Genomic DNA, 5,924 nt, shown 5'->3' on the forward strand with positions numbered 1-5,924 from the left:
CAGATAGCACTCAGTTTTTTCGCTTCTGTGCTTTATTGCGTAAGCATCCCTATTTAAAAACTGTCCGGAGTATTGTTTTAGGGTTAGTTGTTTTGATGTTTGGGACTGTTAGTGTGTATTTGCTCAAGGCTTATTCTGCTCGCTAGATGTAGGGCAAAAAACTTGTATTTACCAAAAAACCATGTTGTTTTGTCATTTTTTGACCGACATTAATAATATCTAATATATCAAAAACAAAGAAAATTACTTGGTAATGAGGAATTTATTACTCAATTTTTTATCAAAATTTTAGTCCTAAATACAAACATTTTTGATTGTGGCTAATTGACCGAAAGCATCCAGGATACAAGCCCCCGGATTCATCCGTGGAGAAATAAAAAACCTGTAGCCGATAAACTTCCCTCCCCGAATTTATCCGTAGGTAAATACTTCAATACTTCAATTCTAAACTTTAAAATCTAAAATCTAAAATCTAAAATCGATACTTCAATACTTCAATACTTCAATACTTCAATCCTTCAATCCTTCAATTCTAAAATCTAAAATCTAAAATCTAAAATCTAAAATCGATTGACTGGACATGATAGGAATCACAGGCGAGAGGTTTGTGCTACGGTAAACGCATCTCAACTAACCCATCAGATATGTTTGCTGATTGTTCATCGGCAATACTCGCAACCGTCGATTTTTCAAATCTGGTTCTAAGCCTAGTTCTTCCATTGGAATCACCCCCAACAAAACAGCCGAAACGCCTTCGGGCAATTCTAAACAATCAAATCTGCCTTCTCTCCCCTCTACAATAATTTGAGCGCCTGCAAAAATTCGGCCTTTTTTGATGCCAGCCGATGTTTCTACCTCTCTTTCTCCTACTTGTTTTAAACCTAGTTGGCTAATAATGGGAGCTGGCAAGGAAAGCAGAGTTGCTCCAGTATCGACAACAACGTTATCGAGGGTAACAGAGCGAACTTCCTCAGCAGCAATGAATCCCCGTTCAGCCATAACTAGATCGATGCGATTCGTGACGGCGATTGTTGTAACAACTTGACCCCTTTGTTTTTCTGGCAGATTGGGGAGTACCAGGGCCATAGTATGTTTCCTCTTTGAGCGTAATTAGTGGAGATTTATATTGTAATATTATCTAGAATCCTGCTTGGTTAGTTAAAATCGTTTTATTGACCAGCCACAGTTAGAATTTGCCTCAACGCATGACACCAGAACCAAACTCTTCTCAACCCAATCGCCCTGAATCTAACGTGACTGTAGAAAGTCAGAACGGTGCGAGCCCTAATGTGCCACCAGAATCAGGGATAATCGTCGCTACTACTGAACCGGAAAAACCGCAGCAGCAGCCTCCAACCCGCAAGGTTTTATTGCAGCCAAACCAGGAACAAACGACTCCTGAGAAGTCGGGGTCAGTGCTGACGCTGGGGTTGATCGCAGCGATGATTTTTGGGCTCGCCAATGACAACATTTGGCTGGGCTTAATTGGTGCCGTGGGTGCGATCGGCATATCGCTGCGGCTGATGTGGCCGAGTTGGGGCAAAATCTGGGCGCAGGTAATTCCGCCGACTTGGCGCACGCTGATCGTCGCCTGCTTCGGGCTTTTAGCTGGGATTGTTGGCTTGCTGATGCTCAGCGGTACTAATACTGAACCGGGAAGCCGCAACATCCAAATCAACTGGGAGGCAATCGGGGCTCTCGGCGAGTTGATCGGCGCTTTGGGCCAAATTTTGATCGCAATTTTGGGCGTTTATGTGGCTTGGCGGCAGTACGTGATCTCGAAAGATTTGACTATTCAGCAAAATCGAATTACGCAGCAGCAAACGATCGATGCTTATTTTCAAGGGGTTTCCGACTTAGCCCTTGACGAACAAGGGTTTTTGGAGGACTGGCCGCAGGAAAGGGCGATCGCAGAAGGCCGCACCGCTGCAATTATGAGCAGTGTAGATGCTGAAGGTAAAGCTAAAATTTTGCGGTTTTTGTCGCAGTCGAGATTGGTTACTCCGCTGAAGCGCGATCGGCTTTTAGGCCGCCCCATCCTTGACGGCGACGGCGGCTACGCTGAAGATAGAGATCACGGTATCCGCGTTATCGACCTCAATGTCATGTTAGCGGGTGCTAACCTGGCTGGCACCGATTTGCGGTGGACGGATTTGAGCGAAGCCAACCTCGTCCGCGCCAATCTCAGCAAGTGCGATTTAGTGAAAGCCAACCTCTCGCGCGCTGTCTTGTACGACGCCAATCTCGCTCGCGCCGACATGAGAGCCGCCGCATTATTCTACGGCTCGGCACAAACTGCATCCCCCCGCAGCCGTACCGAATTTCCCAACTATCAAACGGGCGAACATACCGGCGCTGTGGTTGAACGCGCTGATTTCACCGCTGTCAAGCGGCTGTCGGACGAACAGCGCTATTACTGCTGCGCTTGGTGCGGCTCGAAGTCGAGAGAGACTATTCCCGGCGGCTGCGAAGGGATTCCCAATAAACTCGGACGTTAAAATTAGCTGTACGGCTGTACTTACGTATATATTTGGCGATCGCTCGGCAGCGGACTACACTTTAATTTTAAATCTACAGTCTTTCGCTGTTTTAGCAATGACAAATACTGATTTAGGGTTAGAAGTAATTCCGCGCCTGGAGCGATCCAAAAGCCGGGAATAATTCATTTTTGTCGCTGCTATATGCTTCCTGATGGGACGGTAAATGGCACATATAAATCGCTAATTTAGGCTACAGCTATGCAGATGATGGGCATCAGCATTCTGGGGCTTTTTATCCGCTGTTTCCTTTGCTTATGCGCGGCTTCACGACTTTTGGAATGCAAGTAAAATTAGCAGGGATACTCATTAATAGTTGGGCATTTTTGCTTGCATTGTTGGTGGTTGCAAGCTGTTAGTAAAGTTGCTCTGATTTGGGCGGTGGCTATTTGTTGTGGTATGGGCGAAAAAGGCTGAGCATTACAGTCGTCTATTTCGGCTTTTGCTCTTTAGCGCTACTGCTCAACTCCAGTGTTATGCAATCGCTTCATCGCTACGCTTACGGCATTGTATCGCTCTCCATCGGACTCGGTTTAGTGTTGAGTAGTCACCCTCGTTGGGGATATGCTGTTATGACAGTATTGGCTACATTCCGGCTGTACATGGCTGTTAAATTTACTGCGTTTAGGTAGCTTAAGATAGTTTTCCATATCTTTTGCCCAAACTTAATTTACTCTATTTCCCAAGCTGCCTGAAAAAAGTCTCTTTCGCATAGCATAGCGTAGCGATAGGTTGCTTCAACTTCTGGCCCAGCCTCTGCGTAGCGATCGACCAAACTTTCCAGCCGTTTTGCTAAAATCTCAAAATCCGAGCTGCTATAGGTGGAAATCCAGTCGCTAAAGGCGTGTTCCGGTATATTAGGTTTAGCTAGCTGCTGTCCCAAAAAAGCATACAACCGCAAGCAAGGAGTCATGGCGGCTACTGTCAAACCTACACCACTCCCCCAGGCTGTCGCTAATAAAAAATCTGTGTAGCGGCGGGTAGCGATTCCCGGTTTTGCCTCTTGCAAGTTTACACCCCATTTGGCTGCATATCCTTGATGCAAACGAAGTTCTTCTAAAACGCCACTACCGAGATTGTGGAGAATTTCAAACCCCTCCCAGTCGGGTGCTTTTGCCGCAGCGATACTATAAGCGCGAGCGAAGGCTCCCAGAAAAAATGCGTCTTGTGCAACGTAATATGCAAAACTATTTTGGGGGAGGCTGCCGTCAGCAATCCCTCTGACAAAGGGATGTTGCAGACAAGCTTCGCTTAAGTCTTGATTTGCTTGCCAAAGATAATTGGAATTTGTCATGCAATTTTGAATCGATGGGTTATGATTGTAATTTTTATAGTCTGACTAAACATCTATGATAACAGATGTTTGAGCTTGGCGTGTGTCATTCTTATGGTATCTTTTATTTTTCGTATTTAAGAAAATAGATAATTTTTGGTATGCGGCTATTTTGGGGGCTGCTGTTGTCTGGCTCAAAGAGCGAAATTACGTGCCGAACCTCTCTTGTGAAGCAGCCCGCGTGTTTGGGTAAAAAGAAACTTTTGATTTAACGGTTGAAAAGCCGATTTTTAAACAGAAACTGCAATGAACGATACACCTAAGTATTCCTTGGTAATTCCTATCTATAACGAAGAAGAAAATCTCGCGGAATTGTATCGGCGAATTAGTGCCGTGATGGATCGAATGGACGGCCCAGTAGAATTAATTTTAATCAATGATGGCAGTCGCGATCGCTCTCTCGAACTTTTGCGAGAATTGCACGAAAAAGACGCGCGAATTTGTTACCTCAGTTTGGCCCGTAATTTCGGTCATCAAATAGCTGTAACTGCTGGTTTAAACTTTTCTAGCGGTCAAGTCGTAGTCATCATGGACGGCGATTTACAAGACCCGCCAGAGCTAATTATAGATATGGTAGAACAGTGGCAGCAGGGCTATCAAGTTGTTTACGCTCAACGCACTCAACGCCGTCAAGAAGGTTGGTTTAAGCGGTTGCCGGCTTATATGTATTATCGCATTTTGCGCCATCTTGCTGATGTTGATATTCCGATAGATACCGGAGATTTTTGTTTGATGGATAGGTGCGTGGTGGATGTACTCAACGCCATGCCAGAACGCAATCGTTACATTCGGGGACTGCGGGCTTGGATTGGTTTTAAACAAACGGCGGTTAAGTTTGAACGCGATCCGCGTTTTGCTGGCGAGGTTAAGTATACCTTCAGAAAATCTTTAAGTTTGGCGATGAATGGTTTAGTATCTTTTTCAAAAGTTCCCCTCAGACTTTCGATTTATATGGGGTTATTTGCTGCATTTATATCTGTGTTAATGGCTTTTTTAATTTTGTATTGGCGGCTTTTTTATCCAAGTTCTGCCTTAACGGGTTTGACAATTGTGATGATGGCTGTTTTCTTTTTGGGTGCGGTGCAGTTGGTGAGTATTGGGATTTTGGGTCAGTATATAGGGCGTATTTACGAGGAGGTGAAGGGCCGCCCGCTTTATACGCTGGCAGAAGTTGCTGGTTTTGGCGATCGACACCGATCGCCAAAATAATTTTAGCAAACATCGGTTAACTCATCGTGCCTAAATTATCTAATTTATGAGATAATTTAAGCAGGGTAAGAGCATCTCAATCAAGCTTGACAAAAGGAGTTGAGAACAGTCATCATATAATCATTATTCATAGAAGCCTGTTTGATTTTTTGACGAAGACTACGCTGCAATGTTTTCTCCTGATTAAGAGCGTTAAGTGCCATCCGTCTCAGGATGGCCAAATTACTCTTGACTATGACCTGAACGAATCCGACATTGATCCTCATGGAACGTGACATCTAAAGTGCAATGAACTTGGTTTTCAATAGTCCAATGTTGACGAATGGCACGACCAAGAAGTTGAGCATCCGCAGGCAGAGAAGTTAGATAAAATTGGACTTCATGAGTCGTTTTGTTCCAAAGATGGCGGATTCTTTCAATAATGACGATGGTTTGCAGTCCCGACCACTGGTCTTGTTGATAAAGACCACCGAAAGCCTCTAAAGGAACAGCCAAAACATAACGTTTTTCAGTGCGATGGTGTCCCTTTTCAATCTGTTGGTTATAACTAACTTTAATGCCTTCAAACTTATTAGCTCTTCTGGTATCAAACCCTTCTTTAACCTGAGAATGTAAAGTGGGGTGATTAGCTTTAAGAGATACAATATAATCAGCTTTTTTGTGGCGAATTTGTTTCACAATCTCGGTTTGAGTTCCCATCGCATCAATGTTAACGTCAGCCCCGGTCAGGTCTAATAACTCTAAGGATCGCGAATTAAATAACTTACAATTTTAATTGTTATTGTGGGATGGGCGTGCCCCCCGGCCGTTTTTGTAGGGGGGGGCGCCCCAACCCCCAAAATTTG

Annotated in this window: 5 protein-coding genes and 1 pseudogene; 3 read left to right on the plus strand and 3 right to left on the minus strand. The window is 44.5% G+C overall.

Translation table 11 applies throughout. The features are described 5' to 3' along the window. Positions 1-630: 630 nt before the first annotated feature. A complete protein-coding gene (locus QUB20_RS27860; RefSeq protein ID WP_333243994.1) occupies positions 631-1,086 on the minus strand; it encodes an aspartyl protease in 456 nt (151 codons plus the stop codon). A gap of 119 nt (positions 1,087-1,205) precedes the next feature. On the opposite strand from QUB20_RS27860, the gene QUB20_RS27865 reads away from it, so the two are divergent. Then, positions 1,206-2,498: a pentapeptide repeat-containing protein gene (locus QUB20_RS27865; RefSeq protein WP_333243997.1), complete on the plus strand. Its 1,293-nt coding sequence runs from the start codon at positions 1,206-1,208 to the stop codon at positions 2,496-2,498. 515 nt (positions 2,499-3,013) lie between these two features. Continuing rightward, entirely contained in the window at positions 3,014-3,169 is a 156-nt protein-coding gene (locus QUB20_RS27870) for a hypothetical protein (protein WP_333291809.1), read from the plus strand. A 38-nt stretch (positions 3,170-3,207) separates the two neighbouring features. On the opposite strand, the gene QUB20_RS27875 is transcribed toward QUB20_RS27870, so the two are convergent. Continuing rightward, positions 3,208-3,831 (minus strand): TenA family protein, encoded by a 624-nt coding sequence (locus QUB20_RS27875; protein WP_333244001.1) that lies wholly within the window; start codon positions 3,829-3,831, stop codon positions 3,208-3,210. Between the two features lie 285 nt (positions 3,832-4,116). On the opposite strand from QUB20_RS27875, the gene QUB20_RS27880 reads away from it, so the two are divergent. Continuing rightward, a complete protein-coding gene (locus QUB20_RS27880) occupies positions 4,117-5,079 on the plus strand; it encodes a glycosyltransferase family 2 protein (protein ID WP_333244007.1) in 963 nt (320 codons plus the stop codon). Positions 5,080-5,159: 80 nt separating this feature from the next. Here the strand turns inward: QUB20_RS27880 and QUB20_RS27885 are convergent. Beyond that, positions 5,160-5,823: pseudogene (locus QUB20_RS27885) on the minus strand (ISAs1 family transposase); the annotation flags it as partial. Positions 5,824-5,924 lie beyond the last annotated feature (101 nt).

It is taken from the genome of Microcoleus sp. B4-C2 (assembly GCF_036705265.1).
In the GTDB taxonomy this organism is placed as follows: Bacteria; Cyanobacteriota; Cyanobacteriia; order Cyanobacteriales; family Microcoleaceae; genus Microcoleus.

Bases quoted from the DNA above. Each gene is read 5' to 3' on its own strand.
- QUB20_RS27860 (WP_333243994.1), bottom strand. From the start codon at position 1,086: ATGGCCCTGGTACTCCCCAATCTGCCAGAAAAACAAAGGGGTCAAGTT.
- QUB20_RS27865 (WP_333243997.1), top strand. From the start codon at position 1,206: ATGACACCAGAACCAAACTCTTCTCAACCCAATCGCCCTGAATCTAAC.
- QUB20_RS27870 (WP_333291809.1), top strand. From the start codon at position 3,014: ATGCAATCGCTTCATCGCTACGCTTACGGCATTGTATCGCTCTCCATC.
- QUB20_RS27875 (WP_333244001.1), bottom strand. From the start codon at position 3,831: ATGACAAATTCCAATTATCTTTGGCAAGCAAATCAAGACTTAAGCGAA.
- QUB20_RS27880 (WP_333244007.1), top strand. From the start codon at position 4,117: ATGAACGATACACCTAAGTATTCCTTGGTAATTCCTATCTATAACGAA.